This window comes from Litorilinea aerophila (assembly GCF_006569185.2).
GTDB classification, from domain to species: Bacteria; Chloroflexota; Anaerolineae; order Caldilineales; family Caldilineaceae; genus Litorilinea; species Litorilinea aerophila.
Genome location: NZ_VIGC02000026.1, coordinates 70,470 through 96,690, shown reverse-complemented (window position 1 = coordinate 96,690; position 26,221 = coordinate 70,470). Strand labels below are relative to the sequence as shown.

22 protein-coding genes are annotated in these 26,221 nt (G+C 65.6%); 2 read left to right on the top strand and 20 right to left on the bottom strand.

Features of this window, described 5'->3' with window-relative positions; genetic code table 11:
* Window positions 1–133 precede the first annotated feature (133 nt).
* The 8 genes from FKZ61_RS18045 to FKZ61_RS18010 all read right to left on the bottom strand — a co-directional run bounded on the left by FKZ61_RS18045 (window position 134) and on the right by FKZ61_RS18010 (window position 9,322).
* Entirely contained in the window at window positions 134–583 is a 450-nt protein-coding gene (locus FKZ61_RS18045) for a phage tail protein (RefSeq protein WP_141611537.1), read from the bottom strand.
* 29 nt (window positions 584–612) lie between these two features.
* Window positions 613–2,979, bottom strand: coding sequence for a phage tail sheath family protein (locus tag FKZ61_RS18040; protein ID WP_141611536.1), 2,367 nt, complete (start codon window positions 2,977–2,979; stop codon window positions 613–615).
* A 13-nt stretch (window positions 2,980–2,992) separates the two neighbouring features.
* Window positions 2,993–3,781 carry a hypothetical protein gene (locus FKZ61_RS18035; protein ID WP_141611535.1) on the bottom strand — a complete coding sequence of 263 codons (789 nt, stop codon included), beginning with the start codon at window positions 3,779–3,781 and terminating at the stop codon, window positions 2,993–2,995.
* Window positions 3,778–4,374, bottom strand: coding sequence for a DUF4255 domain-containing protein (locus FKZ61_RS18030; RefSeq protein WP_141611534.1), 597 nt, complete (start codon window positions 4,372–4,374; stop codon window positions 3,778–3,780). Before FKZ61_RS18030 ends, FKZ61_RS18035 begins: the two co-directional genes overlap by 4 nt.
* 63 nt (window positions 4,375–4,437) lie before the next feature.
* Window positions 4,438–4,695 carry a hypothetical protein gene (locus FKZ61_RS18025; RefSeq protein ID WP_141611533.1) on the bottom strand — a complete coding sequence of 86 codons (258 nt, stop codon included), beginning with the start codon at window positions 4,693–4,695 and terminating at the stop codon, window positions 4,438–4,440.
* A gap of 236 nt (window positions 4,696–4,931) precedes the next feature.
* Window positions 4,932–5,870: an AfsR/SARP family transcriptional regulator gene (locus FKZ61_RS18020; RefSeq protein ID WP_170199947.1), complete on the bottom strand. Its 939-nt coding sequence runs from the start codon at window positions 5,868–5,870 to the stop codon at window positions 4,932–4,934.
* Window positions 5,871–6,652: 782 nt separating this feature from the next.
* A complete protein-coding gene (locus tag FKZ61_RS18015; RefSeq protein WP_141611531.1) occupies window positions 6,653–8,137 on the bottom strand; it encodes a sulfatase-like hydrolase/transferase in 1,485 nt (494 codons plus the stop codon).
* Between the two features lie 15 nt (window positions 8,138–8,152).
* Window positions 8,153–9,322, bottom strand: a complete 1,170-nt coding sequence (locus FKZ61_RS18010) for a mandelate racemase/muconate lactonizing enzyme family protein (protein ID WP_141611530.1) — start codon at window positions 9,320–9,322, stop codon at window positions 8,153–8,155.
* Between the two features lie 95 nt (window positions 9,323–9,417).
* On the opposite strand from FKZ61_RS18010, the gene FKZ61_RS18005 reads away from it, so the two are divergent.
* Window positions 9,418–10,887, top strand: a complete 1,470-nt coding sequence (locus FKZ61_RS18005; protein WP_141611529.1) for an MFS transporter — start codon at window positions 9,418–9,420, stop codon at window positions 10,885–10,887.
* Window positions 10,888–10,976: 89 nt separating this feature from the next.
* On the opposite strand, the gene FKZ61_RS18000 is transcribed toward FKZ61_RS18005, so the two are convergent.
* Entirely contained in the window at window positions 10,977–11,945 is a 969-nt protein-coding gene (locus tag FKZ61_RS18000) for an aldo/keto reductase (RefSeq protein WP_141611528.1), read from the bottom strand.
* Window positions 11,946–11,966: 21 nt separating this feature from the next.
* The gene (locus tag FKZ61_RS17995) at window positions 11,967–13,238 is read right to left on the bottom strand and encodes a mandelate racemase/muconate lactonizing enzyme family protein (protein ID WP_141611527.1); all 1,272 of its coding nucleotides are present in this window, start codon (window positions 13,236–13,238) and stop codon (window positions 11,967–11,969) included.
* A 387-nt stretch (window positions 13,239–13,625) separates the two neighbouring features.
* On the opposite strand from FKZ61_RS17995, the gene dgoD reads away from it, so the two are divergent.
* Window positions 13,626–14,765, top strand: coding sequence for a galactonate dehydratase (gene dgoD, locus FKZ61_RS17990; protein WP_141611526.1), 1,140 nt, complete (start codon window positions 13,626–13,628; stop codon window positions 14,763–14,765).
* Window positions 14,766–14,771: 6 nt separating this feature from the next.
* On the opposite strand, the gene FKZ61_RS17985 is transcribed toward dgoD, so the two are convergent.
* The 10 genes from FKZ61_RS17985 to FKZ61_RS24510 form a co-directional block, all read right to left on the bottom strand.
* Complete coding sequence (locus FKZ61_RS17985; RefSeq protein WP_141611525.1) at window positions 14,772–15,977, bottom strand: mandelate racemase/muconate lactonizing enzyme family protein; 1,206 nt, start codon at window positions 15,975–15,977, stop codon at window positions 14,772–14,774.
* Window positions 15,978–16,000: 23 nt separating this feature from the next.
* Window positions 16,001–16,774: a nucleoside phosphorylase gene (locus FKZ61_RS17980; protein WP_141611524.1), complete on the bottom strand. Its 774-nt coding sequence runs from the start codon at window positions 16,772–16,774 to the stop codon at window positions 16,001–16,003.
* A 31-nt stretch (window positions 16,775–16,805) separates the two neighbouring features.
* On the bottom strand, window positions 16,806–18,143 hold the full coding sequence (locus tag FKZ61_RS17975; protein WP_141611523.1) for an aminotransferase family protein: 1,338 nt from the start codon (window positions 18,141–18,143) through the stop codon (window positions 16,806–16,808).
* 350 nt (window positions 18,144–18,493) lie between these two features.
* Entirely contained in the window at window positions 18,494–19,783 is a 1,290-nt protein-coding gene (locus FKZ61_RS17970) for an enolase C-terminal domain-like protein (RefSeq protein WP_141611522.1), read from the bottom strand.
* A 5-nt stretch (window positions 19,784–19,788) separates the two neighbouring features.
* The gene (locus tag FKZ61_RS17965) at window positions 19,789–21,702 is read right to left on the bottom strand and encodes an ABC transporter permease (protein WP_211358622.1); all 1,914 of its coding nucleotides are present in this window, start codon (window positions 21,700–21,702) and stop codon (window positions 19,789–19,791) included.
* A 43-nt stretch (window positions 21,703–21,745) separates the two neighbouring features.
* Window positions 21,746–22,564: an RraA family protein gene (locus FKZ61_RS17960; protein WP_141611521.1), complete on the bottom strand. Its 819-nt coding sequence runs from the start codon at window positions 22,562–22,564 to the stop codon at window positions 21,746–21,748.
* A 69-nt stretch (window positions 22,565–22,633) separates the two neighbouring features.
* Window positions 22,634–24,058 (bottom strand): ABC transporter substrate-binding protein, encoded by a 1,425-nt coding sequence (locus FKZ61_RS17955; RefSeq protein ID WP_170199945.1) that lies wholly within the window; start codon window positions 24,056–24,058, stop codon window positions 22,634–22,636.
* A gap of 240 nt (window positions 24,059–24,298) precedes the next feature.
* Window positions 24,299–25,294 carry a TRM11 family methyltransferase gene (locus FKZ61_RS17950; RefSeq protein WP_141611519.1) on the bottom strand — a complete coding sequence of 332 codons (996 nt, stop codon included), beginning with the start codon at window positions 25,292–25,294 and terminating at the stop codon, window positions 24,299–24,301.
* Complete coding sequence (locus FKZ61_RS17945; RefSeq protein WP_141611518.1) at window positions 25,291–25,707, bottom strand: diol dehydratase small subunit; 417 nt, start codon at window positions 25,705–25,707, stop codon at window positions 25,291–25,293. The genes FKZ61_RS17950 and FKZ61_RS17945 overlap by 4 nt, the downstream gene beginning before the upstream one ends.
* The gene (locus FKZ61_RS24510; protein WP_407659957.1) at window positions 25,704–26,189 is read right to left on the bottom strand and encodes a glycerol dehydratase reactivase beta/small subunit family protein; all 486 of its coding nucleotides are present in this window, start codon (window positions 26,187–26,189) and stop codon (window positions 25,704–25,706) included. Before FKZ61_RS24510 ends, FKZ61_RS17945 begins: the two co-directional genes overlap by 4 nt.
* Between the last annotated feature and the right edge of the window lie 32 nt (window positions 26,190–26,221).

The following is a 26,221-nucleotide window of genomic DNA, read 5'->3' as shown; positions in this document are numbered from 1 at the left end:
GTCAAGAGCCGTCGGGACAAGAGCTACTTTCGCATCGGTTGGGACTGGATCGAACGTTGTATCAGGCTCGGACAACCCGTCCCTATTCGTTTCACGACTTACTTCCCAAAGTGATGTGTGGCTAGATTATTGATTAGCTTCGGCTGATGTCGAAACCTTCCACCGAGAGGACCAGCTCCTCCATGGCCACATCCTGCCCGCCCTTGGCGGCCAGGGTCGGCCCGGTGTACTTCATGGGCAGGGCTCCCTGGAGGGACCACTGTTGTACGCTGTTGCGGGCCTCGTCCAGGAGGGTGATGGTCACGTTCTTCTTGGCGCTGGGGCCCTGGGTGTGGGCATCCTTGAACCAGGTCCACAGGGCTTCCGAGTCGATGATGCCCCGCTTCAGGGTGACGTCGGTCACCTTGTGGAGGCCGGGGATTTTGCGCACGTGGTTTTCGCTGTCGCTGCCGTTGCGGTATTCGGCGATGGTCAGCTCGGTGCCCAGGCCGGACACGTCGGAGAACCCGCCGAAGGTGCGCTCGTCGCCGTCGAAGGCCACCAGGAAGTTGAAGACGCCATAGGGCAGATCCCGTTCAGGCATGGCTGCGTTCCTTTCCGTCAGGCGTTAGGTTAGGATCGGGCGTCGGCCGTCTTCTGGCCGATGCGGAAGATGACAAACTCGGCCGGGTAGAGGACGGCCACCCCGATTTCACAGATCAGGCGGCCGTTGTCCAGGTCGTTCTGGGTCATGGTGGAACGGTCGCAGCGGACGAAGTAGGCTTCTTCGGGCCGGGTGCCCAGAAGGGCGCCGCTGCGCCACTCGTTGTACAGGAAGGCGGAGACCGTCTCCCGGATGTTGGCCCAGAGCCGTTCCCCGTTGGGCTCGAAGACCACCCACTGGGTGGAGCGGTCGATGGAGCGCTCCAGATAGTTGAAATAGCGACGCACGTTGACGTACTTCCACTCTGGGTCAGAGGAGACGGTGCGCGCCCCCCAGAGGAGGAAGCCCCGGCCGAAGAAGTAGCGCAGGCAGTTGACGCCGTCGGGGTTGAGGGTTTCCTGCTGCGCGTGGTTGATCTCCCGCTCGAAGCGCAGGGCACCCCGCACCACTTCGTTGGCCGGCGCCTTCCACACGCCCCGCTGGATGTCGTTGCGGGCATAGATGCCGGTCACAAAGCCCGAAGGCGGCACCGCGATCTCCTTGGGCGTGCGTTCGTCGCCGGGCCGGGCCAGGGGGTTGGGGATGATCACCCACGGGTAGTAGAAGGCACCGTATTTGGAATCCATGAGGCTGCGATCTCGCCGGGCCTCGCCGGGCTCCAGCCCCTGGCGCGAATCCAACACGGCGATGCGATACTTCATGTTTTCGGCGTGGATGAGGAGCTGGTTCTGGATGCCCTGGTAGCCAGCGTAGGCGGAGTAGCCGGGCGCGGCTACGATGGAGATATCCTCGATGTCCTCCAGCAGGGTCAGGCCCTCGGCATAGCCCACCGCACCCACCGCGCCCGGGGCCACGCTGGCCGGGGGCTCGATGCCGTCGTTGCCGCCGCTGAGGGCGATGACACCGCCGCCAGCCGTCAGCCCCCGATGCAGCTGGAAGGGCGTGACCGTGCCGGCGACCTCCATGGCGTAGGGGTTCTGGAGCGCGTCGCTGAGACGGGTGGGCGTGGCCCGGAGGACCTCGCCGATGTAGCGGGGGTGGGCCGGGCTCAGGCCCAGATCTTCGTAGAGGATGGCGTTGCCGTCCTGGTCGGCTGCCTCCACATTGACGGTGACCAGGTGGCGGCGGGTGGTGTCGGTGCGGGGGGGCGGCGTGGTGACCCCATCCTCGCCCAGCCAGCCGGTGGCCGTCTTCTGGAAATACTGGGGCACGAAGCCGTCAGCTCCGGTGGCCGGGGTGGCGGGGAGCCCCAGGGCAGCCCGGGCCGGCGTGTCGTTGGCCTGGAGGGTGGCAGCCACGCCGGTGGCGGTGGTGGAGAGCACCAGCCGGTTGTCGGCCGAGAGGCTGGCCACCACGCCGCCGCCGGCCGCTTCCAGCAGGGTGTTGAGTTCGGTGATGCGGACATCGGCCAGGTTGGCCACGTTGCCGGCGCCGTTGGCGCTGGCTCCGCCCGGGAAGCCCAGGGTGGGATTGTCGCCCACGATCACCGAGCCGGCCGTCCCCCGCACATCGCTGCCGATGACCAGCTGGTCTGCCCCCTCCAGGCGGGCGTACCCACCCCGGAGCTGGACGTTCAAGGTGTTGACCAGGTCGGCCAGGGCGATGTCGCCGGCCGGCAGGGGGATGCTCTGGGCCAGGCCGCCGATGTTGACGTTGAGCACCGTGTTCGGCGGAATGGTGAGGGGATCGGCCAGGGCCGCGCTGGTGACTTCCGCGGGCGTGCCGGTGAAGGTGACGGTGCGGTTGCCCGCGTCCAGGGTCAGGCTGAGCTGGTCGCCGTTGTTGAGGCTGAAGGGAGGCGTGCCGCCGGTGAGGGAAGCGGGCTGGGCCACATCGGGGCCACCCAGGTGGCGCAGGAGGGAGCCCACGGGCGCCGCGTTCATGGTGGCGTCCTCTGCCGGGGTCAGCTTTTCAAAGACCCGGACCCGGCCGTTGAGGCCGGAGCCCGGCATACGGGCCCGGAAGCGCACGGTGTTGCCACCGTCGTCCACCACCAGGGGGGATTGGGCCACCCCATTGTTGCCGGCCCGGGGCACGAAGGTGCGGGCGATGTAGAGCCGGGCGCCGCCGTTGTCGAAAAAGCTGCGCACCGCGTGGGCCATGTAGTTGATCACCGGCGGATTGGCGTCTGTGCCCTCTGCGAAGGAGAGGTTGGCCATCCCACCGTAGATGCGGGCAAACTCGCCAAAGCTGGTGACCACTTCGGGCGTGCCCGTCAGGGGGCCGCGGCGGGTGGGGCCCACAAAGGCCGTGGTGCTGGTGCTGACGCCCTCGATGGATTTGGGGCGGAAGCTGACCTCCTCCACGTAGACACCAGGGGCCAGATATTCAGGCATGACAGACCTCCTTTCAAGGCAGGTTGATGACGAGGGTCACGGTCAGGGTCCGGCCGGACGCCAGGCTGACCGGGATCCGGGCGTTGGGTAGGGCGGCAAGGTTTTGTTCCAGGACATCCGGGTTGGGAAAGGCGCCAGCCGCCGGGGGCTCCTCTGCCAGGGCCAGGGACGCGTCGAAGCTGGCTTCCAGTTCCGCGTCCACGGTGGTGAGGAGCACGGGCTGGTCGGCGCCGTTCTCCTCGCCCCAGGTGGTGACCGGGATGCCGGGCACGCAGATGAGGCCTTCGCCCCGGGCCCGCCCTCGCCAGTCGGTGAGCCCCCGGGCCAGGACGGTGGTGTTCCCGTTGACCGTGCGCAGCACCCGCAGGTATGCGGCGGGCAGGGGCGTGCCGTCGCCGTCGGTCACTGTGACCCGCAGAACCGCCGCACCGGCCGGCACCGGGCCCGACGGGCTGGGGTAGAGGGGGATGGCCTGGGCCCGGAAGAGGGCTTCGGGGCCGTCGCCAGGGGGCCGGGGCAGCCGGAGGAGGTAGCGCCGGGGCAGGTAGCGGCCCCGGGGATCCTCCAGATCCAGGGGCAGGGCCACCGTGCCAGGGGCGGGCTGGGCCGGCGGCGCCTCGAAGCGCTGGACGTAGGCCTCCAGCTGCGGAGCGCGGGTGATGACCGTCACCCCGCCGGGCTTGCGCACCTGGCGGATGCCCTGGCCCCGGATGAGGACCGGCGTGGTCACCGGGCGGCCGGTGTTGACTTCCACCGGCTGCAGGGCTGCGACGATACGCCGCTCCACCGTTTCCCACCTCATGGCCGAGCCTCCCCGGACGGGTAGCGGTCCGTCCATGCCAGGCGGGTGGCCACCACCGGACGCCCGTCGGCTGGCGTGTCGGGGTCAATGCGCACCACCCGGGCCACGTAGGGGACGCTCAGGCGGTAGGTGGGGTCCAGCGCGTCCCAGATGCGCATGAGATCTTCGGTACTCAGCTCCGCCGGCACCACCTGGATGATGTCGTTGTCTCCCCAGCCGGCTTCCGGGGTGAGGGAGGAGGCGCTCAGGGTGGGGAAGAGGTAGAGCTGGCGCACCGCCCAGGCCAGGATGGTCTGTTCGGCCAGGGCGCTGTTGGACCACACGGTGAGCAGGTAGTGGAGGTCCACGGCCAGGGGGACGTCATGCTCGTCCATGTGGGTGGCCCGGTTGCGGTTGCGCACATGTTCGTTCATGGTCACCCGGTAGAGGTAGAGGGTGAGGGAGGTGTCGATCTCGCCCAGGTCGGCCAGCTCGCCGCTGGAGAGCAGGCGGAACTGGCACGGGTGATCCGTGCGCAGGGGTTCCGGGTAGGAGTTGCGGAGGTAGGTGGCCAGGGAGTTGCCCACCGAGTGAATTGCGAAGACATTGGCCATAGGGACCTTGGTTCCTGCAGTCGAAGGCCGGGGAGAGCCTGGATTCCCCGGAAAGGCTTTCCCCTATCTGGTCAGGCGATGCCGCAGGCATTTCAACCAGCGCTGCGGCAGGCCCTGCCGGGGGGCGAACTGGACGCCCATCTCCTCCAGGTACGGCTGGACGAAGTGGATGATCTCCTCCAGGGCTTCGAAATAGCGGCGTTGTCCACTGGGCACGTGGGTGATGTGTCCACGCCACTTGGTTGGGATGGCGGCGTCCCCGCTTTCTTCGATCCAGATCTTGAGAACGAAGGAGTGGGCGCCCGGTTCATAGGAATCCATTCCAACTCCAGATAGGTTGATGCGGAGGATGAGGGACGAGCGTGTTCCTGATTGATGGCCTGAAGGATAGCCCAGGGGCGTGCCGGGGAGCGTCTTGGCAGCGTCTTCACTTGCGTCGCGGATTGGGCGTGGCGCGTGCGTGTAGTAGAGACGCACGACCGTGCGTCTCTACCGACCGTGCGTCTCTACCGACCGTGCGTCTCTACCGACCGTGCGCCTCTACAGGACAACTGGTCTCAGTGGCGGCTGGTGAGGGTCTGTTCCAGGGCTTTGACGCACTGGTCAAGCTGCTGTTGCAGCGCGGCCAGGGTAATCCGGAGCTGGAGGAGCTGTTGGATGGCCGGGGAGGTGCCCGTGGCGGGAGGAGTGGGGGGTGGGCTGGCTGGGGGCAGGGGGGTACCCGCGATCTGATCGTGCTCGTCGGCGCAGATCTGGCGGTAGAGCTGTTGGGTGCTCTGGGCGGGTTCCACATCCAGCTCTTCCCGCAGGGCCTGGAGGCAGAGCTCATACTGGCGCAGGGCTGCGGTGCGGTTGCCGGCCAGGTAGTGGAGGCGCATGAGCCGCCGGTGGGCGCGCTCCATGGCCCGGTCGAAGCGCAGGACCTGGGCGCCGAAGAGGAGGCCGGCCTCATACTCGCCGTGGGCTTCGCTGTAGCCGATCAATTTGTCCAGGATGGCCAGGTACATGCTCCGGTACCGTTCACGCTCGAAGATACACCACTCCTGGTACCAGCCTTCCAGCAGGTCGCCCCGGTAGAGCCCGGCCGACTCTTCCAGCAGGCGCTTCTGTTCGGCCGTCAAATGGCTGTCGGGCACCGCCTGGACGGCCAGGAAGGCATCCTCCAGCACGGCGATGTCCAGCCAGTAGGAAGCATCCGGGTTCACCTGAATCCACTCGTTGTCCACCATCAAAAGCCGGGCCAGGACAGGCTGGCGCTCCTGGTGGAGGGCCGTCTGCAGTTGCCAGATGGTCTGGCGCAGATTTTTTTTGGACTGGGCGGTGGAAGTTTCCCCCCAGAGGACCGAGGCCAGCTGTTCCCGGTTGTGGTTTCGGCGCCGGTAGATGAGCAGGTAGCACAGCAGCTCCTGGACCCGGTGCAGCTCCAGCCCCGGGATCTCCGCCCCGTCGCAGCAGCCGGATAACTTTCCAAGCAAGGAAAATGAAATCTGGTTCATGGAGCGTTGCTCCTTTACGGTTGGGAACAAAACGCAGCCGACTGCGGAGAGGGGGACCGTTCTTGCGGACGTGGTTTTGGGGGATTCACGCCCGGGTGCTACCAGCATAGGAGGGAAACGAAGGCGGGTGCTGTTGAGAAAGCTACCGGGCGGCTGTGCAGTGACGCACATCCCGTTCGCGCCTGTCCAGCCGCGTGCACGATGGACGCGAGACGAACAGGGACACCCCTTTCCTGGTTCGTGCACAGGGGAGGATGAGGTGAGGTGCCGGACGTGCCGTGGGCCGGTGACACATCCATTGTACCGGGAGATGGGCCGGGTGACAAGCAAACTCGATCGAAAGGCGCAGCGCAAAGGAGGAAGCGCGAAGATAGAGGGGTGTTTTCAACGCAAAGGTGCAAGGGTGGGGGGCCGCTGAAGGAAATTGGAGGAAAAGGAAAAGATGGGCAACCGCCACCACATCTCAGAAGTCATTTGAAATGGCTTCTTCAACATGGCGTCCCCCGATAAGCGGCGCCCATCTTTCTGGCCCAAATATAACAGAAAGGGGCGGGCTGATACCGGGCGGAAACCCAACGGCAGCCCTACGCCAATCTGACGAGATCTGCGTCAACTTTTCGGCAGGTATCTTTCCACAGGACGGATCCCTGGGGGAGGCGGTGCGCCCCCCTCTCCCGCCGGTGGGCGCACCCTGGTACAGTCTGGCATAAATACCACGGCAAAAATTCACCGATAGGTTCCACCAGAGGGAGTGCCGCCGAATTAATTTCTGCCGGAATTTACTACGGCGCACCCACCACCTGGCCGGAGAGTTCCAGGGGCGGCGGCGGCCAGTGGAGGCCCCGCTGGCCGGAGAGACCCCGGTTGGGTCGCGGCCGGTACGGCTGTGCCGGCTCCCCCACCAGTTGATCCCCCTGGATCCAGCCCTCGTCGCTGCCGTACAGTTCGCCCATGAGCCGCTCGATCAATCCGGCGCGGATGGACGCGTACCCGGCCGCCCGGGCCACGTCGTGACATTCCTGGGGATCCTCGGCCAGGTCGAAGAGCTGGATGTGGTTGCCGGTGGGGTAGTAGATGAGCTTGTGGCGGCCGTCGTGGACCATGCGGGTGGCCACCGGCCCTTCGCCAAATTCCCCGTAGAGCCACTGGCGCCGCTGCGATCCCACCATGCTGAGCCCGTCCACTGTCTCCGGTACCGGCAGGCCCGCCAGCTCCAGGAGGGTCGGCATCACATCCTGCCAGCCCACCAGCCGCTCGTCCACCCGATGGTGGCCCACCCGTTCATCACCCGCCGGCCCTACCAGGATCATGGGAATGTTGGCCGAATACTCGTAGAAGAGCCGCTTGGCCCACAGCCCGTGGTTGCCCAACATGTCCCCGTGGTCGGCGGTGAAGAGGATGATGGTGTTGTCCAGGATCCCCTCCTCCCGCAGGGTGCCGATGACCACCCGCAGCTGATGGTCGATGTGGGTGCAGAGCGCGTAGAAGGCACGGCGGATGCGGTCGATCTGCTCTGGGCGGAAGGGGCCCCAGTGGGCTCGCACGGCCTGCAGCGCGTACGGCAGGCTGTCCGTATCCTCCTCTGCCCAATCGCCCACGTAGGGCCTGTCCGGCGCCAGGTCCCGGTACAGGTCCAGATAGGCCTGCAGGGGCGCCAGGGGCGGGTGGGGATGGCAGTAGGAGAGATACCAGAAGCCCGGCCGGGTGGGATCCCGGCGCCGGATCATGCGGGCCATCTGCTGGGTGGCCCAGTTGGTCACGTGGAGTCGCTCCTCCAGATGCCAGGGCCGGGACAGGTACTCGTTGTTGCACATGCCGTGGCCGAAGGATTGGCCCGGGTAGCCCTGTTCGCCCAGGAAGATCTCGTAGTCGTCGATGACGCCGAACTGGGGGCGCCCCTCCTCGGCCAGGATGACGTCGTCGAAGCCGATGCGATCCCGCTGGGGGTAGACGTGGAGCTTCCCCACCGCGTAGGCCTGGTAGCCGGCGTCTCGAAAGCATTGGGCCAGGGTAGGCAGGTGTGGGGGCATGGGCAGGGTGGGCTGGAAGGTGCGGTCGCCGTGGGTACGGGGCGCGGTACCGGTCATGAGGGTGCGCCGGGCCGGGATGCAGACAGGGCACTCGCTGTAGGCGTTGGTGAAGCGCACGCCGTTGCGGGCCAGCTGATCCAGGGTGGGCGTCTCGATGACCGGATGGCCGGCCACGCCCAGCAGGGCCGCGGGCCAGTGATCGGTGGTGACCAGAAGAACGTTGGGCCGTTGGGACATGCTCGTTGATCCTTTCTATTCACCCATCACATACTGCAACACCTCGTCGGTGGGCGCCACGCCCAGGCCCGGCCCTTCGGGCAGATAGAAGTAGCCGGCCTGGCAGCGCATGGTGCCGGTGACAAAGCGCAGGTTGCGGTCGAAGATGGAGTGCTGGTACTCGTGCATGACAAAGTTCTGGAGCGCGGCGGAGACGTGCATGCTGGCTGCCTGGGCAATGCCGATGCCGATGGTAGCGTGGGGCATGACCCGACAGTGGAAGGCCTGGGCCATCTGGCAGACCTGCCAGAAGAAGGTGATGCCCATGTGGGCCATCTCCGGCTGGATGATGCTCATGCAGCGGTGGACAAAACGGGGCCGGTATTCGTAGACGGTGCGCAGCTCCTCGCCGATGGCGATGGGCGTCTTCACCGCCGCGGCCACCCGGGCCTGCCCCTCCAGATCTTCGGATTGGACCGGCGCCTCGGCCACGTACAGGCCATACGGCTCCATGGCCGTGATGAGCTGGATGGCCTCCTGGTCGGTGTAGCGCCAGTGGAGGTCGGCCAGAATTTTGGGGCCCGGCCCCACCGCCTCCCGAATGGCCTGGATCTCGGCCACTTCGCCCTCGTGGGCCACGGCCGCGGCGAACTTGACCGCGCCAAAGCCTTTGTCGATCCAGTCCCGGGCCAGGGCCGCCCGCTCCGGCAGGGTCGCCCGGGGCAGGCCGGAGACGTAGACCGGCAGGCGGCTGTGGCGTTGAGCCCCCAGCAGCTTGCAGACCGGCAGCCCGGTGAGCTTGCCCCGCAGGTCCCAGATGGCCATGTCCACGCCGGCGATGGCGTCCACGTAGAAGCCGCCGAAGAAGCCCCGCACCCGCATGCCGTTGTACAGATCCTCGCTGATGGCCACCACATCGTGGGGATCCCGGCCGATGACCAGGGGGGCGAAGAGCTCGTCGATGATGGTGGCCGCCACCTGCGGGGCCACCACGCCGAAGCTTTCCCCCCAGCCCACCACGCCTCCCTCGCTGGTCACCTTGACCAGCAGCGAGTGGTCGTGGATGCTGTAGAGGGTCTGATTGCCCGGCCGAACGAAGTAACCCCGGGGGCTGGGGACCACCCCGGCTTCCAGGGGGCCCAGGTAGGGAGTCTCCCGGGGAATCTGGAGGGGAAAGACTTCAATGCTCCGGATCCGGTCGCTCATTTTGTTGGTTGTTGCTCCTGTGGCGTGTTATAGTGGGCGGTGTCAACACCCAAAGTGTCAACACCCAAAGTCGTGACCGCTGGGACAAAGCATCCATGAAATCTGTGGAATCTACCTCTCCCACCCGCGAGCAGGACGCCGCAGTGACCTCGTCGAAACGAAATCCCCGGCCCGCCGAGATAGCCGTACGCCCGGCCCAGAGCTGGAACTTTCGGGCCATCCTCATCGGCCTGATGGTGCCCATGGGCATGACCATCCTGAACCTCTCCATGTTCGGTGTGGCCCTGCCCTATGTGCGGGACAGCTTCAACGCTCCGGCCGACCTGATGGCGTGGCTGGTGACCGCCTATACCCTGCCCTTCGTCATCTTCATGCCCTTCTACGGGCGCATGGGGGACGGCCTGGGCAAGCGCCGCCTCTTTCTCATCGGCATCGTCATTTTCCTCATCGGCACCCTCATCTGTCTGTGGGCGCCGACGTTGCCGGTGCTGATGCTGGGCCGGGTGATCCAGGGCATCGGCACCGCAGGGGTGAACCCCCTCTGCATCGCCATCATCTCCGACCTCTTCCCGGCCCGGGAACGGGGCAATGCCCTGGGCACATGGAGCTCCACCGGGCCGGCCATCTCCATGATCGGGCCCTTTCTGGGGGGCTTCCTGATCGAACGCTGGGGCTGGCACACCATCTTCATCCCCGGGGTGCTGGCCGCCCCCATCGCCCTCTACGTGGTGCGGGAGCAACTGCCGGCCATGCGCCCCTTCCGGGATCCTGATTTTCTGCGCAAGTTCGACTGGATGGGCATGTTCCTGTTGGGCAGCGGGGTGACCAGCCTGGTGGCCTACCTCTCCAGCCGGGCCATCACCGGGGTGGAGCCCCTGCAGGACTGGCGCCTGCTGTTGCTGACGGTGGCCTTTTTCACGGCGTTCTTCTTCTGGGAGCGGCACCACGCCAATCCCCTGGCCACCCTGGACATTTTTCGGATTGGGAACTTCACCCGGGCGTCGGTAGGTGCAGCCCTGCGCATGTTCACCATGAGCGGCATCAGCTTCCTGGTCCCCCTCTACCTGGCCGACGTCCACGGCTTGCAGGCCACCTCCACCGGCATCATGGTCACCCTTCACGCCGGCGCGCTGTTGACCACGGTACGCCTGGGCGGCACCCTGGGCGACCGTTGGAGCCGGCGCTGGACCATGGTCCTGGGGATGAGCACCCAAATCACCATGATGGTGGTGCTGGGGTTGCTACCCGCGACCGTCCCCTTGCCCCTCATTGCCCTGGCCCTCATGGCGCATGGAGCTGGCGCCGGCCTTTCCCTGGCCGTCCTCCACAGCGCCGCCATGGACCGCATCCCGGCCGAGCAGTCCGGCGCGGCGGCCGGCCTCTACAGCATGACCCGCTTCTTCGGCAACATCCTGGGGACGACCCTGGGGGGCGTGGTGTTGCAGCAGGCCCTGGCCCACTCGTCCCAGGCGGTGGATGGCTACCGCGCCGGCTTTCTGTTCATTGCCGGGGTGGGCTTCCTGGGCATCCTGGTGGCTGCCGGGGTGCAGGATCCGAAGAGGTGAATGGGGGGCAGGTGATTGGGGGATTGGGCGACAGGCCGTGAGGCCCCCAATCCCCCAATCACCGGGTTACCCAATGCCTGATCCCCCAGTCACCACGCATACGCCTCTGGCGCTTCGCCGCCCGGCCCCGGCCAGATGCGGTCCAGTTCGGCCAGCACCTCCTCGGAGAGCTGAATTTCCAGGGCGCGCAGGCTGCCTTCCAGCTGTTCCAAAGTGCGGGGGCCGATGATGGGCGCGGTCACCGCGGGGTTGTGGAGCAGCCAGGCCAGGGCCACGTTGGCCGGCTCTTCTCCCAGTCGGCGGCACAGATCTTCGTACGCTTCCAGCTGGCCGCGGTGGGCCTCGATGCGGACCTGCATGCGTTCTGAGGCGCGCCGGCCCTCCTGGGCCTTCTGCAGCGCGCCGGCCAGCAGCCCGCCGCCCAGGGGGCTCCACGGGATGAGGCCCAGGCCAAAGGCCCGGCAGGCGGGGATCAGCTCCAGCTCCACCATGCGCGCGCTCAGGTTGTACAGACTCTGCTCCGAGACCAGCCCCAGGAAGTGGCGCTTTTCGGCTGCGAACTGGGCCTGGGCAATGTGGAGGCCGGCGAAGTTGCTGCTCCCCACGTAGATCACCTTGCCTTCCCGCACCAACTGCTCCATGGCCTGCCAGATCTCCTCCCACGGCGTGCTGCGATCCACGTGGTGCATCTGGTACAGGTCGATGTGGTCTGTCTGCAGGCGCCGCAGGCTGTCCTCGCACGCCTTGCGGATGTGGTAGGCGGAGAGGCCCCGGTCGTTGACCCCCTCGCCCATGGCCCCGTAGACCTTGGTGGCCAGGACGATGCGGTCCCGCCGGCCGCCCTTGGCCAGCCAGCGGCCGATGATCTCCTCGGTGTAGCCCAGGCTGATGTCCCGCCCGTAGCGATTGGCCGTGTCGAAGAAGTTGATGCCCAGCTCCAGGGCCCGATCCATGATGGCGTGGCTATCGGCTTCGCTGGTGTGGGGGCCGAAATTCATGGTCCCCAGGCAGAGCCGGCTCACTTTCAGGCCGGTGCGGCCCAGATTGGCATACTGCATGAATAACCTCCTGGTAAAATGTCAGCTCCAGAGCCGATCCCAGGACCACTCGTTGTCCCAGGCATCGGTGGGCTGGTCGAAGTAGATGGGATCCCGGGGATCCAGGTACTTGCGGAAGAGCTCCTCGTTGATGTCATCGAAGCCCAGGCCGGGCTTCTCCGGCACCTGGATGTAGCCATCCTGGATCAGGGGATTGGGCAGGCCGGTCACCAGCTCGTTCCACTCGGGGATGTCCACCGAGTGGTTCTCCAGCACCAGGAAGTTTTCGGTGGCCGCGGCGCAGTGGACATTGGCCAGGCAGGAGATGGGCGAGCCGGCCATGTGCATGGCCATGGCGATGCCATAGTCCTGGGCCATGTCCCCGATCTTCTTGGTCTCCAGGATGCCGCCGGAGCTGGCCAGGTCGGGGTGGATGATGTCCACCGCGTGGTGCTCCAGCAGGGGCTTGAAGCCTTCCTTCAGGTAGATGTCCTCGCCGGTGCAGGTGGGCGTGTCCACGGCCTGGGTGAGCTGGGCCCACTGTTCCGGGAACTGCCACGGGATCATGTCCTCGTACCAGGCCAGGGTGAACTGGTCCAGGGCTTTGCCCAGGCGGATGCAGGACTTGAGGCCGATGTGGCCGAAGTGGTCCACGGCCAGGGGGATCTCATAGCCGATTTCGCTGCGCACGTCGGCCACGTACTGGCAGAGGTGGTCGATGCCCTTGTCGGTGATCTGGATGCCGGTGAACTGGTGCATCACGGTGCGGGTCTCCAGCATGCCCGGCGGCGCGATGAGGGCGCCGGGCACATCCCGCAGCAGGCCGATGCCCACGTCCATCTTCAGGAACTTGAAGCCCTGCTCCATGCGGGCCTTCAGGCGCCGGCCCATCTCCTTGCCGTCGGGCACGCTGGGGGTGTCCGAGTAGCAGAGGATCTTGTCCCGGAACTTGCCGCCGGCCAGTTGATAGGCGGGCACGCCGTAGGCCTTACCGGCCAGGTCCATGAGTGCCATCTCCACGCCACAGACGCCGCCGGCCTGGCGGGCGTGGTGGCCGAACTGCTTGATCTTGCGGAAGATCTTGTCGATGTTGCAGGGGTTCTCACCCAGCAGCCGGCTTTTCAGCAGCAGCGCGTAGGTCTTGCTGGCCCCATCCCGTACCTCGCCGTAGCCGGAGATGCCCTGGTTGGTGTCGATGCGGATGATGGTGCAGCGCATGGGCAGCCCCGCCAGGTTGGCGATGCGCAGGTCGGTGATCTTCAGGTCCGAGGGACGGGAGTAGGTGTTGACGTTCTGTTCGACACTGGTGGTCATACGATACTTCCTTCAGGTGGATTGAAGAGGAACTTGGATGATTGGATGAACGGCCAAAAGGATGTGAGCCCCGGAAGCCGGCGAAAAGAACGCAGCGAAAAATGGAGTAAATCCCGGCAGGAATTCGGCAATAGTATTCACCGGAGGTCGTGTCGCCGAATTTCTGCCGTGGTATTTACGCCAGACCGGAGTCGCCTTTTCGCTGCCCTTGCGGCGTTGCTACCGTGGGCTCATTGTTGTCATTTTGACCCAGATCTGTTAGAAAGGAAGGGCCGGCTACTTTTCAGGGTGCCCGGCTCCCCTCGCACCCGTTGCCGGCGTTCATCGGCTTGTTGACCTCAACTGCATATCCCATTCCATCGCCTCTGAATTCCAGGAGTTTGACTCATGAAAATCACCAACGTGGAGGCCTATCCCGTCTGGGGTGGCCATCGGAACTTCCTCTTTGTCGTGGTGGATACGGACGAAGGAATCTACGGCGTCGGCGAGGCGGGCATTACCGGCCGGGAGCTGGCCGTCATGGGCGCCATCGAACACTTCAAGCCCCTGCTCATCGGCCAGAACCCCGCCAACATCGAGCACATCTGGCAGACCCTCTTTCGGGGCGGTTTCTTCCCCGCCCAACGGATCCTGAGCGCGGCCATCTCTGCCATCGACATCGCGCTGTGGGACATCAAAGGCAAAGCCCTGGGCGTGCCCGTCTACGAACTGTTGGGTGGTAAGGTGCGTGAGAAGGTGGTCTGCTATCCCCACAACCGGGGGCACGCCATGGAGATCGAACCGTTGGTGGAATCTTGTCTGGAAACCAAGGAAGAAGGCTGGAAGTTTGTGCGTTGGGGCCTCCCCCAGGATGGCCCCATTCTGGAGCCACGGCAGGCCGTGCTGACCGCCATCAAGCAGTTCCACGCGGTGCGGGAAGCGGTGGGGGATGAGATTGAGATCTGCTTCGACGTGCACACCCGCCTGGACCTGCCCGACGCCCTCTGGCTGTGCCGGGAGGTGGAGGACACCCGGCCATATTTCATCGAGGATCCCCTGCGCTCAGAGAATCCCGACTCCTTCAAGACCCTGCGTCCTCGTACCCATGTGCCGCTGGCTGCAGGGGAGCAGTTTAGCTCAAAATGGGAATTTCGCCAACTTATCGAGGAGGAATGGATCGACTACGCACGCATCGACCTGTGCATCGTGGGCGGCATCACCGAGGCCCGGAAGATCGCCGGCTGGTGTGAGACCCACTACATCAAGCTGGCCGTGCACAACCCCCTGGGGCCGGTCTCGTCGGCGGCGTGCCTCCAGCTCAACCTGGCCACGCCCAACGTGGGCGTCCAGGAACAGCCCCGCAAGCCCGGCACCACCCTCACCGACGTGGTGCCCGTGCAGCCAGAGTGGGAAGATGGCTACCTCCTGGCGCCCACCCGCCCCGGCCTGGGCATCGAATTCGACCGGGAGGCAGCCCGTAGACATCCCTTCCAGATGACCGAGCTGCCCCACCTGCGCCGCCTGGACGGGTCGTTCACCAACTGGTGACGCCCTTCACAGGCGGATGTCCGGCCGGCTCCAGCTATCGCCCATCTCCCGGATGCCCACGGCCCTGCCTTCGCCTTCGCTGACGGCGACACGCAGGTCGTCCCGCTCCCACACCTGGGGCAGCAGCTCCACCCCCAGGCCGGGCCGGTCCGGCGGCAGGGGCACGTGGCCGTTCTGGACCTGGACCTGGACGTCGGTCAGCTCCTGGAAGTAGGTGCGGTAGAAGGCCCGCACCGTCTCCAGTTCGAAGAGGTTGCGGATGTTGGCCGCCACGTGCAGGGAGGCCATGTGGGTGATGGGGCCGCCCGCATTGTGGAGCACCAGCGGGATGCCAAAGGCTTCCGCCAGGGCCGCGATCCGTTTGGTCTCGGCGATGCCGCCGGTCCAGGCCAGGTCGGTCATGACGACCTGGGTGGCGCCTTCCACGATCCAGTCTCGAATCTGAAAGCGACTGAGCAAGGTCTCGCTGCCCACAATGGGGATGCGGGTGGCCTGGCTCAGCCGCTTGATTTCCGCCGGCGTGACCGCGCGCAGGGGATCCTCCACGAAGTAGATGTTGTACGGCTCCAGCGCATAGCAGATCTGCTCCATGGCGGCCCGGTTCCAGCGGAAGTGACATTCGATGCCGATGCGGAAGTCCGTCCCCATGGCCTGGCGAATCTGGCGCACGGGCTCCAGGCCGGCCTCGATCTGCTCTGGCCGGATGGACTGGCCGAAGCTCTCCACGCTGAAGCGGTCGAAGGGCCAGATCTTGACGCCGGTGATGCCCTCTGCCGCCAGCTCCCGGGCCAGTTCCCCGGCGTCCTGGTGCCAACGGCTGTAGTCGTCCACCGGCGGGTGGCCGATGCAGGTGTTGTAGGTGCTCACGCTGGGGCGCACCGCGCCACCCAGCAGCTTGTAGACGGGCGCGTTCAGGGACTTGCCCAGGATGTCCCACAGGGCCATCTCCACAGCGGAGAGGGCGCGCAGCTCTGCGCCGGCGTAGCCGTGGTAGAGGATATTATCAAAACAGAAGTGCCAGAGCCGCTCGATGTCCCGGGGGTCGTTGCCCAGCAGGATGGGCGCCAGGGTGCCGTGCAGGGCGCCCTGGGCGCCGGGCACCTTGTCGTAGGTTTCGCCCAGGCCGATGAGGCCGGCGTCCGTATGCACCCGCACCAGCAGAAGCCGGGGCAGGCGCTCGAAGGTCAGGGATTCGATTCGGGTGATCTTCATGGCGTGAATCCTGTCGTGGTTTGCTACAGTCGCAGGCAGGCCTCCGCGGCCAGCTCCACCAGCTTCTCCCGGGTGCTCCAGTTTTGCTGCCAGTCCCGGCTGTCCCACTCCCGGGTGTCCAGGTTGTCGCCGCCGTAGAGGAGCTGGGCCAGGGGGACCCCTCGGAAGCGGGCCACGGCGAAGAGGGCGGCGGCCTCCATCTCCACGGCGGCGCAGCCTTCGGCCCGGCGCAGGGCCATGCGGACCCGGGTCTCCCGGTAGATGGCGTCGGTGGTCCACGTCTTGACCCGCAGGTACTCCACCCGGCGCTCTTGCAAGGTCTGCTCGATGGCGGCCAGGGCCTGGGGATCTGGCTCCACTTCTCGCGAGGGTGGCAGGTAGTGGTAGGAGGTGCCCTCGTCCCGCACGGCGGCGGTGGGCACCAGCACATGGCCCATGGCGATGCTCCGGCTCAGGACCCCGGCGCCGCCGCAGGCGATGAACTTGCGGCAGCCCAGGGCGATGACCTCCTCCAGCATGCCGGCGGCCAGGGGCGCGCCGATGCCGGGGTGGAAGAGCGCGACCCGCTGGCCCCGACAGGGGTGGACGTAGATGGGATGTCGCCCCATCTCGCTTTTCAGGGCCGTGAGCTCCCGGGCCAGGCCCTGCTCCACAAAGTGGTCGATCACATCCTGGAAGAAGGTGATGACCCCATGTTCTGGCATGCGGGGGTGGGGCTTGATGAGCCGCTTCGGCTCCAGGATGGCCTCGGCACTGGGGTCGTATTCAAGGATGGGCACAGATGCGCGCTGGGCCATGGCGAGCTGCCTTCCATGACTGGGGCGTTCCTCAGCCAATGATGGCAGCCAGGGACTCGCCCACGATGGCCACCATGCGGTCCACTTCCTCTTCGCTGATGATCAGGGGCGGCGCGAAGGCGAAGATGTCGCCGATGGCCCGGGTGAAGAGTCCCCGCTGGATGCAGGCCTGGCGTAGCTGTTCCCCCAGGCCGGCCGGCTCTTTGGTCTCCCGGTCCTTGACCAGCTCGATGGCGCACATGAGCCCCAGGCCACGCACGTCGCCGATGATTTCGAACTCCTCGGCCAGGCCCTGGAGCCCCTGCAGCAGGCGGGCGCCCATGCGGGCCGCATGGCTGGCCAGGTCCAGGCGCTGGAGGATCTCCAGGTTTTTGAGCGCCACCGCGCAGCAGGTGGGGTGGCCCGAATAGGTGTAGGCGTGCATCCAGCGCTCGTTGGGCGGCGCGCTCATGATGACTTCGCGGATTTTGTCGGAGATCTGGATGCCGCCCAGGGGCAGGTAGCCGCTGGTGATGCCCTTGGCAAAGGACATGATGTCCGGCTCCACGCCCCAGCGGCGCAGGGCGAACCAGTCGCCCGTGCGGCCGAAGCCGGTGATGACCTCGTCGGCGATGAAGAGCACGTCGTAGCGGTCGCAGATCTCCCGTACCCGGGGGAAGTAGTCGTCCGGCGGGACGATGACGCCGCCGGCGCCCTGGACCGGCTCGGCGATGAAGGCGCCCACGGTGTCGGGGCCTTCCCGCAGGATGGCCTCTTCCAGGGCCCGGGCCGCGGCCTGGCCCACCGTCTCCCCCGGCTGGATGTCGCCGGCGTAGCGGTAGGGGTAGGGCGCGGGGATGTGCAGGAAGCCGGGCACCCGGGGTTCAAACATGGGCCAGTAGGCGGTCATGCCGGTGGCGCTCATGGCGGCCAGGGTGATGCCGTGGTAGGCGTGTTGCCGGGAGATGACCTTCACCTTGTCCGGCTTGCCCAGGCGCTTCCAGTAGTAGCGCACCGTCTTGAACGCGCTCTCGTTGGACTCGGCCCCACCCGAGGTGAAGAAAGTGGTGTTCAGGCTGGGATAGGCGAAGCCGGCCAGGCGGTCGGCCAGTTCGATGGCCGGCAGGTTGCCGGAGCCGGCGTAGCTGGAGCAGTAGGCCAGCCGGCTCATCTGTTCCCGGGCGGCCTCGGCCAGCTCCTGGTTGCCGTGGCCCAGGAGTACGTTCCACAGCCCGGCCAGCCCGTCGATGAGCTCTTTGCCGTCCACGGTACGCAGCCACACGCCGTGGCCCGATTCGAAGATCAGGGGATCGGTGTGGGAGCTGGGATGGTGCAGGGGATGGAGCCAGTGTTCCCGGTCTTTTTCCAGGATGGCGCTGCGGTCGATCATGCGATTCCTCCGTTGGTGATGGTGGATGGCGCTTTCCGATGGAGGCATTATAGCACAGTCGAGCAGAGCCGCCCGGTTCGCGGGGGCCTTCACCCGGCTTTAGATCTCGGCACAGATTTCAATCTGTGCCTGGCGGGGACCAAACCGGCTGGAAGCCGGTTCAGCCGGAGCGGGTCAACCTGCTTCAGCAGGTTTGTTTACATGGTTTGTTTACATAGAGCCTGGGGATTCATCTCCTGGCGGACTTTGGGGCCAGACAGGGTCAGGGCCCGGGGTAGCGACCACGGCATGTGGCACATGGTCGCACCCCGGGCCCTACGGTGAGGCTCACCGGGTTGTTCGGGAAGCGGTTACCAGCGGGTAGCCTGGAACTTCCAGCCGGGCTGCACCTTCTGCATTTCGACCTCGTCGTTGCGTTCGGTGAGGCCACAGGCCTTGTACTGCTCGTGGAGCCGGGCCAGGGCCTCCCGGTCCAGCTCGATGCCCAGGCCGGGCTCGTTGGGGATCACCACGCAGCCTTCGTCGAAGGGGATGCGGCCGCCCACCAGCAGCTCTTCGGACTGCCAGGGGTAGTGGGTATCGCAGGCGTAGGTCAGGTTGGGCGTGGCCGCGGCCAGGTGGGCCATGGCCATGAGGGAGATGCCCACGTGGCTGTTGGAATGCATGGAGAGCCCCCGGCCGAAGGTGCGGCAGATGCGGGCCAGCTCCACCGAGGCCCGGAGCCCACCCCAGAAGTGGTGGTCGCTGAGGATGATGTCCTCCGAGTGGAGGCGGACACTGCCGGGGATGTCCTCGAAGGAGGTGGTGCACATGTTGGTGGCCAGGGGGATATCCTTCAGCGCCGTTCGCACTTTGGCCATGTTCTCCTGGCCCCGCACCGGATCTTCGTAGTACTCCAGCACGCCCCGCAGCCGTTCGCCGATGCGGATGGCGGTCTCCACCTTCCAGATGGCGTTGGGGTCCAGACGCAGGGGCGTGCCCGGGCCGAAGGCCTCCCGCAGGGCCAGGATGGCATCGGCCTCTTCGTCCGGCGGCATGGCCCCACCCTTGAGCTTGATGGAACGGAAGCCGAAGGCGTCGCACATGGCTTTGGCCTGGGCCACGATGCCCTCCGGGTCCAGGGCAGCTCGCTGGCGGGCTGCGGCCCAGCCGGTGGCGTTGGGGTCGGTCTCGAAGCCCAGGGCGCCGCCGGCACCTTCGTACTTGTAGAACAGATAGGCGGAGAACTCCACCCGGTCCCGCACCCGGCCGCCCAACAGATCGCAGACGGGGCGGCCGGTGGCCTTGCCCATGAGGTCGAAGCAGGCCACCTCGATGGCGCTGTAGACGTGGACCATGCGGCGCTTGTCCCAGGGGGCTTCTCCCCGGGCGCCAGCGCCGTCCTCGCCGAAGTGGGCGATGAGCTCGGCCTGAATGGCGTTGAGCTGGAAGGGATCCTTGCCCACGACCACCTCCCGGGCCGCTTCCAGGGCGGCGGTGGTGGCGGCGCTGCCGGGCACTTCGCCCAGGCCGTAGAGGTTGTCGTCGGTCACAATCTCGACGATGGTGCGCAGGGCATAGGGGGCATGCAGGCCCGCCGCGTTGAGGAGGGGCGGATCGGCAATGGCAATGGGCGTGACATGCATGTCGGTGATGCGCATACGAGCTAACCTTTCACGCTGCCAGCGGTCAGGCCAGCGATCATGAAACGCTGGCCCCACATGTAGAAAATGACCACCGGGATGGAGATGAGCAAGGAGGCTGCCATCAGCATGCCCCAGGGGTAGATATCGCCAAAGATCGTCTGGGCCAGACCCACCGGCAAGGTCATGAGTTTTTCGCTGGTGATGAAGACGAAGGCGAAGAGGAATTCCTTCCAGGCATTGGTAAAGGCAAAGAGGGTGACCGCCAGAAGGGCCGGAGCAGTCAGGGGCAGAGTCACCCGCAGGAAGGCCTGGAGCCGGTTGGCACCGTCCACCATGGCAGCATGTTCCAGCTCTTCCGGGATGGACCGGTAGTAGCCCATGAGCAGCCAGGTGGAGAAGGGCACCATGCCGGTGGGGTAGGTCAGGATCAGGGCCCACCGGGTGTTGATCACGCCCAGGTCGGCCAGGATGCCGTAGAGGGGGATGAACATCAGGGCGCCGGGCAGCAGGTAGGTGATGAGAAGCACCGTGGTCATGGTCTGGGCGCCGCGGAAGCGCAGGCGAGCCAGGGCGTAGCCGCTGAGGCAGGCGATGACCACAGCCAGCACCGTTGTGGTGACGCTCACAATGGTCGAATTCTTGAACCAAACCAGGAAGGGTTCTTCATAGAAGAGGCGATAGAACTGCTCCGTGGTCCAGGGGTTGGGCCAGAAGATGTCTTCCCGCTGGCCGATCTGCAGGTTGCCCTTGAAGGCTGTGATCAAGATCCAGTAGAAGGGGAAGAGGATAAAGGTCAACAGCACCACCATCAGGAGTCCCCGCAGCAGGCCGTTGATCATCTGGTTGCGGCGCTGGCTGGCCCGGCCTTTGGGGAGGATGCGGCTCACAACCCCGAAGACCAACCCCAGGGGCACGGCCACCACCGTTGCGATCAAGGAGACCAGCCGCCCCACGCCGTCGATGACCACATCCTGCCAGGTGCCGCTGAGGTCGTCCCGTTCCACGTCCCGCCGCATGTAGCGGGAGAGGAGCAGGATAAAGAAGACCAGGATGGGCAGCAGGCTGAAGGCGACAGCCGTGCCGGGGCCAAACTGCAGGGAGCGGATGGCCTTCTCGTAGGCCATGATGGAGTAGACCTTGGTCACGTTGCCAGGGCCGCCACCGGTCAGCAGGAAGATGGTTTCGAAGTTGTTGAAAGTCCAGACGGTGGAGAGCAGGGTCGCCACGGCCAGGACATAGCGGAGCCCGGGCAAGGTCACATGGACAAAGCGGTTCCATGCGTTGGCCCCATCGATTTCTGCCGCCTCATACAGCTCCTTGTCGATGGAGGAAAGCCCGGCCAGGATGTTGACGGTGAAGAAGGGGATACCGGCCCAGACATTGACCGAGATGACCGCGGCCATGGCCAGCTTCGGGTCGGCCAGCCAGGATAGGGGCTCCTTGATGAGACCCAGCCCCAACAAAATGGGGTTGAGGCCGCCGAAGAGGGGGTCATAGATGGAGCGCCACGCCAGGGCCTGCACCACAGAGGGAATGATCCAGGGCAGCAGGACCAGCCCGGTGAGCAGGTTGCGCCAGCGGCGTTGTTGATGGAGCAAAAGGGCCGCGATCAAGCCGAACAGGACTTTAAAGCCGATGGAGCCAGCCGTAAAGACCACCGTCGCGCGCACAGCCTGCCGATAGTAGGGGTCGCTGTAGAGACGCAGGTAGTTGTCAAACCAGACGAATTTCGTCTCTCTGGCCAGGGTTCGGACGGTCATGCTGGTGTAAACGGCTTTGATGAAAGGCCAGGCGATGAACACCACCATCAAAATGAGAATGGGTGCGACAAAGGCAAAGGCGATCTGCCAGTCGCGTCCCAACAGGCGGCGCAAGAGGTGGCGCTGGGGCCGGACCGCATATCGGGTTGCTAGAGGTGCTGCTCTCTCTGCCACTGAATGTCTCCTTCAAACTCCCGTCGAATGACGGCCGGATACGTCAGTCCCGTGGTTTGCCGGCGGCTAACCAGGCATCGAAGTCGGCCTCGATTTCTGGGGGCCATTTTCGATCAATTTCTCCGGGGGTATATCGTTTTTGCTGTAAGCGCAGTTTGCCAAATTCATCCCGCAGCTGAACCCGCTCCGCACTCTCCACCACCTCCTCGGCCAGATGGGGAGGGATGAAGATGACGCCGGTTGGGGTCCCCAGGACCACATCACCCGGCAGCACGGTGGTTTCACCGATCCGAATAGGAATGTTGATGCCGGCCAGGGTGCAGTTGGCGATGGCGCTTGGGTCCAGGCCGCGGCAGAAGATCTGCAAATCTTCCAGTTCACGCACTCCCTGGAAATCCCGGATGCCGCAGTGGAGGACAGCGCCGGCCCGGGTGCGGGTACGCAGAGAGGTGGCCAGGTTATCGCCTACGAAGGTCCCTTCTTTAATTTTACCCCACATGTCCACCACCATCACGTCGCCAGGCTCCAGCGTATCGATGACCCACGAGTTCTGTCCGCCGATGCGGCCTTCAGCCCGGCCCAGCTCTTCCACCAGGTCGTTCAGATCTGGCCGCTGGGGAAGCAACATGGCCGTCACTGCCCGTCCCACCAGGATTTTATCGGGATGGGTCTGGAACCAGCCGCCTTCAAATTGATGATGGTAGCCGTGGCGCCGTAACACAGACCAGGCCTGCTCCGTGGTGACCTTCTGCATCCGTTCCAGGATGTGATCGGGAACTCGTGGTCGCCCGTTGGGGAACCGATCCTGCTGATACAGCCGGGTCAACTGCTGGATGGACTCTGGTGGATTTTCAATGAACATACAAATTGCCTTCATCCGCTGGAGGGGCCCGGCCGTTCGGCCGGGCCCCGTGGGTGAAGATGCCCTGTCTTAGCCCAGTGCACCCATTTCTTCTGCGATCTGGATGATGCGGTCGGTGGCATGGGCCACGGCTTCTTCTGGGCTGACGCCCTGGGTGATGGTCTCGGCCATCATGTCCGTCAGGATGGACTGGGCGGCAATGGCGTCGAAGAAGGGGCTGGGCTGGGCCGGCCAGGAGAGACCAGGATAGTCGCCCAGCTGCTGCTCGCCCATCCGCTGCAGGTTGGGATCCGCTTCAAAGGCCTGGACCACCGGATCCATCTCGTAGTACTTCTGGTAGGCCGGGAGGAACAGGCCTGCAGAGATGAGGGAGATGGGGATGAACACATCCGGCTCCAACAGATAGAGGGAAAGCTCTTTCGCCAGCTCCACATGCTTGGCGCCCTTGGGCACATGGAGCTGCCCACCACCACCGGCCCCAATGTGGGGCTGCCCATAGGGGCCCACGGGGACGTTGAGCACCACCGTGTCCTCGAAGACCGGGTTCTGGTCCGCCTTGGCTTTGGCGTAGACGCTGGCGGCGTTGCCCGTGTAGGCGATGTTGCCAGCCAGGTAGGCCTCGTTGTTGCTGGAGTCGGTCCAGCTGATCACGCCGGGCGGCAACATGGGCGCATATTGCTCGGAGGTGTAAATCTCGGTCAGCCAGGCCACGGCCGCCACCGTCTCCGGCGAGTTGAAGGTGATTTCCGTCATGTTCTCGTCGGTGATGTGGCCACCCCAGTCATGGATCACCGCCTGCACCAGGCCGGCGCCGTCGCCGCTGCGGTTGACCGTGCGACCCCAGCCGTACATTTCGGCGGCCACGTCGGTCACCTGGAGACAGGCATCCCGGCGGTCGTCCCAGGTCACCAGGTCTTCCAGGGGATCGATGCCCTGTCCTTCGAAGACACTGCGCCGGGCAAATTCGCCGCCGCCGCCGTTGATGTAGGGGATACCCCACCACTCGCCGTCGATGAAGTTCTGCATACGGTGGCCCAGGGAAGGCTCGCCGTAGAGGCCGATGGCCTTTTCCACGGTGTCGCTGACCGGCTCCAGGGCGTCGTAGAAATAGAGCTGCTGCACCAGCCGCACATGGTAGATCAGGTCCGGCGGGTTGCCAGCCTGCACCTCGGCCAGGGTTTTGGCAACGAAGTCTTCAAAGGCTTCGGAGGCAACGGTGGAGGTTTCAACTTCGACGTTATTTTCCTGGGCCCAATTTTGGACGGCCTGGGCGAACAGGTCCTCCATCTCCTTGAAGTATTCACGGCGATGGACGACCAGCATGGTGCCGGCTACCTGGGCCGGTTCGGCTGCCCCTTCGCCGCCCGTTGCTGGCGCCACCGGCGCAGCGGTGCACGCTGCCAGCGCCGCCATACCGGTAATGCCCCCCATGAGCTGGAGCGCCTGCCGTCGCGAAAGCCGCTTGCCGAAGGGTTTAGATTGTTGTGTGGACACATTTGCCTCCTTTGATGGAATGAGCAAAGTTAACAGCAAAGGAGAGGAGCAGACCATGGGACACGGCCACCCTTCTCCGGTGGAAACGGGCGAATTCCCTGGGGGATGATAGGTACTATGGCTGTTGGCTGTGATGCTATTAATGTAATCGGGTAATTTAGCCGGATGAGGCAGAGCGTCTACATTATAGTTGAAACCAGGTTTCTCGTCAAAGGGGGCAAATTTAGCAAGATATATGGTTCAGCCCGGGCGGGCCACCAGCACATCCCGCACTTTGATGACCCGATCCACCCGATGGGCCAACCGATCATAGGGCGGGCTGTGCAACACCCGCAGCGGGCTGACCGATTCCACCAGGGTGGCCATCTTCTCCCGGGGAAAACGGGTGGCGTCCCATGCGAAGACCAGCACGCCGCTGGGCGGCAGCAGGGACGACCAGACCGGCAACGCCAGGGTGAGCAGGTCCACCAGGACGCCGCTGTGCTGAATGCCGTAGGGCAGGTCGGTGACCATGAGGTGGGGCTTGAAGCCGGCCACCAGGGTGTTGGCCTGGCCGGTATCCCCCAGGGCCAGCACGCAGCGTTGGGGTTCCTCCTTGCCGATGGTGAAGGTCCAGCGCTGGCCTACCTTGCGCAGGCGCTCCTCCTTCACCCGGCAGGCGATGCCCTTTTCCCGCATGAACTGGCGGATGAACGCGGCCGTGGATTTTACGTCCTGGGGAGCCCGCTCGATGCCGGCCACGGCCCCGGCGCCCAACACCAGGGCGGTGAAGAGGGTGGTGCCGCCCCCGGCCAGGGGATCCAACAGGCGGAGCTGGCGCCAGGGCAGGTTAGCCACGCCGCTGCTGAAGCGGGCCAGGTTGCAGAGGAAGTGGGTGAACAGCTCGTTGGTCTTGCCCCGGTAGCGCCGGGTCAGGGCCAGCTCCGGCGGCAGGGCCGGCCGGAAGCCAGTCTCCACGGGCCGCAGCCACGGGCCCGGGACACCGCCCACCTGCTCGTGGTACTCGAAATAGGCGCTGGTGGTGGCCAGGGCGCCCAACTCCCAGGCCAGGGCCGGGGTCAACGCCTGCTGGAGCGTGGCCTGGAGGTACGGCTGCCCCCCCAGGGTGACCGGCTTCAGCTCCGTCAGGGCTTTGCCGGCGGGGCTGAGGGTCAGCTCGTGGGGCGCCAGGGTCGTGGCCAGCTCCGTGTACTGGGTGCTGCGCTGGGGCGCAATCTGGGCCAGCAGGGTGGTCATGTCCGCTTCAAAAGCCCGCGCAGGCGGTAGACGTGGGCCGCCTCCCGCACGAAGGCCGCGGTCACCGGGGCCTGGTAGGTCTCTTCCAGGGTGTGGGCCATCTCCAGCAGCTCGTCGTAGGTGCTCCGGCCCGGCCGCAGGCGCTCGTACATGCGCAGCAGCTCCTCGTTGGGCACCGCGGTCAGCTCGGCCGCCCGGGTCAGGTTGGCCGCCAGCTCGGGGAATCCGGCCTCGGCGGCAATGGCAGCCTGGGCCCGCAGGGTCTCTGCCCCCACCTGGAGGTCGGCCGGATTTAGCTCGCCGGCAGCGGCAGCCTCCAGGTCGATGTCGTTGAGCTTGCGGCCGCTGGCAGCCTGCAGGGACTCCCGGGCATGGTCCATCAGGGGGTATCGGTAGCGTCCATTCTGGCTCATACGTCCGGCTCCCAGTCGAAGAAGAGTTCGGCGGGCGGCTCATCCCGGACCTGTTCGGTCTCCCGTTGGTGGAGGAGGGTGGTCTTGACGATGAGCTTGAGCCGCGCCCAGTTGTCGATTTTGACGGCCACCGGTTTGGGCTTTTCGCCCTTCGCGTAGCGAGCGGCGTTGCGGCCCATCTCCCGGTAGGTGTCCAGGGTCAGGCTGGGGGATTGGGGGAAGAGTTCCAGGTTGTTGAGTCGGGCCAGCCCCCGCTTCTGGATCATGGCCGTGCCCCGAGACTGGAGGCCGATGGCAATGCCGGAGCCGCTCAGCTCGGCGCCCACGGTGGCGATGGCCGCGCAGTCGGAGCTGTGCTTGACCTTGACGATGCGGGCCACCAGCCCCTCGCTGGCCACGCCGGTGAGGATGGCGGCCAGCACCGCCTCGTGGTCCAGGCCGCCGATGGTGCGGGTCAACTCCTTGCCAAAGGCGGGCCCCACGGCCACGATGATCTCCTCTGGTCGGGTGCCCG

Bases quoted from the DNA above. Each gene is read 5' to 3' on its own strand.
- FKZ61_RS17995 (WP_141611527.1), bottom strand. From the start codon at position 13,238: ATGACCACCAGTGTCGAACAGAACGTCAACACCTACTCCCGTCCCTCG.
- FKZ61_RS18010 (WP_141611530.1), bottom strand. From the start codon at position 9,322: ATGAGCGACCGGATCCGGAGCATTGAAGTCTTTCCCCTCCAGATTCCC.
- FKZ61_RS17945 (WP_141611518.1), bottom strand. From the start codon at position 25,707: ATGAGCCAGAATGGACGCTACCGATACCCCCTGATGGACCATGCCCGG.
- FKZ61_RS18000 (WP_141611528.1), bottom strand. From the start codon at position 11,945: ATGCAGTATGCCAATCTGGGCCGCACCGGCCTGAAAGTGAGCCGGCTC.
- FKZ61_RS18035 (WP_141611535.1), bottom strand. From the start codon at position 3,781: ATGAGGTGGGAAACGGTGGAGCGGCGTATCGTCGCAGCCCTGCAGCCG.
- FKZ61_RS17960 (WP_141611521.1), bottom strand. From the start codon at position 22,564: ATGTTCATTGAAAATCCACCAGAGTCCATCCAGCAGTTGACCCGGCTG.
- FKZ61_RS17970 (WP_141611522.1), bottom strand. From the start codon at position 19,783: ATGCGCATCACCGACATGCATGTCACGCCCATTGCCATTGCCGATCCG.
- FKZ61_RS17980 (WP_141611524.1), bottom strand. From the start codon at position 16,774: ATGGCCCAGCGCGCATCTGTGCCCATCCTTGAATACGACCCCAGTGCC.
- FKZ61_RS17950 (WP_141611519.1), bottom strand. From the start codon at position 25,294: ATGACCACCCTGCTGGCCCAGATTGCGCCCCAGCGCAGCACCCAGTAC.
- dgoD (WP_141611526.1), top strand. From the start codon at position 13,626: ATGAAAATCACCAACGTGGAGGCCTATCCCGTCTGGGGTGGCCATCGG.
- FKZ61_RS18005 (WP_141611529.1), top strand. From the start codon at position 9,418: ATGAAATCTGTGGAATCTACCTCTCCCACCCGCGAGCAGGACGCCGCA.
- FKZ61_RS18020 (WP_170199947.1), bottom strand. From the start codon at position 5,870: ATGAACCAGATTTCATTTTCCTTGCTTGGAAAGTTATCCGGCTGCTGC.
- FKZ61_RS18015 (WP_141611531.1), bottom strand. From the start codon at position 8,137: ATGTCCCAACGGCCCAACGTTCTTCTGGTCACCACCGATCACTGGCCC.
- FKZ61_RS17975 (WP_141611523.1), bottom strand. From the start codon at position 18,143: ATGATCGACCGCAGCGCCATCCTGGAAAAAGACCGGGAACACTGGCTC.
- FKZ61_RS18030 (WP_141611534.1), bottom strand. From the start codon at position 4,374: ATGGCCAATGTCTTCGCAATTCACTCGGTGGGCAACTCCCTGGCCACC.
- FKZ61_RS18025 (WP_141611533.1), bottom strand. From the start codon at position 4,695: ATGGATTCCTATGAACCGGGCGCCCACTCCTTCGTTCTCAAGATCTGG.
- FKZ61_RS18045 (WP_141611537.1), bottom strand. From the start codon at position 583: ATGCCTGAACGGGATCTGCCCTATGGCGTCTTCAACTTCCTGGTGGCC.
- FKZ61_RS18040 (WP_141611536.1), bottom strand. From the start codon at position 2,979: ATGCCTGAATATCTGGCCCCTGGTGTCTACGTGGAGGAGGTCAGCTTC.
- FKZ61_RS17985 (WP_141611525.1), bottom strand. From the start codon at position 15,977: ATGAAGATCACCCGAATCGAATCCCTGACCTTCGAGCGCCTGCCCCGG.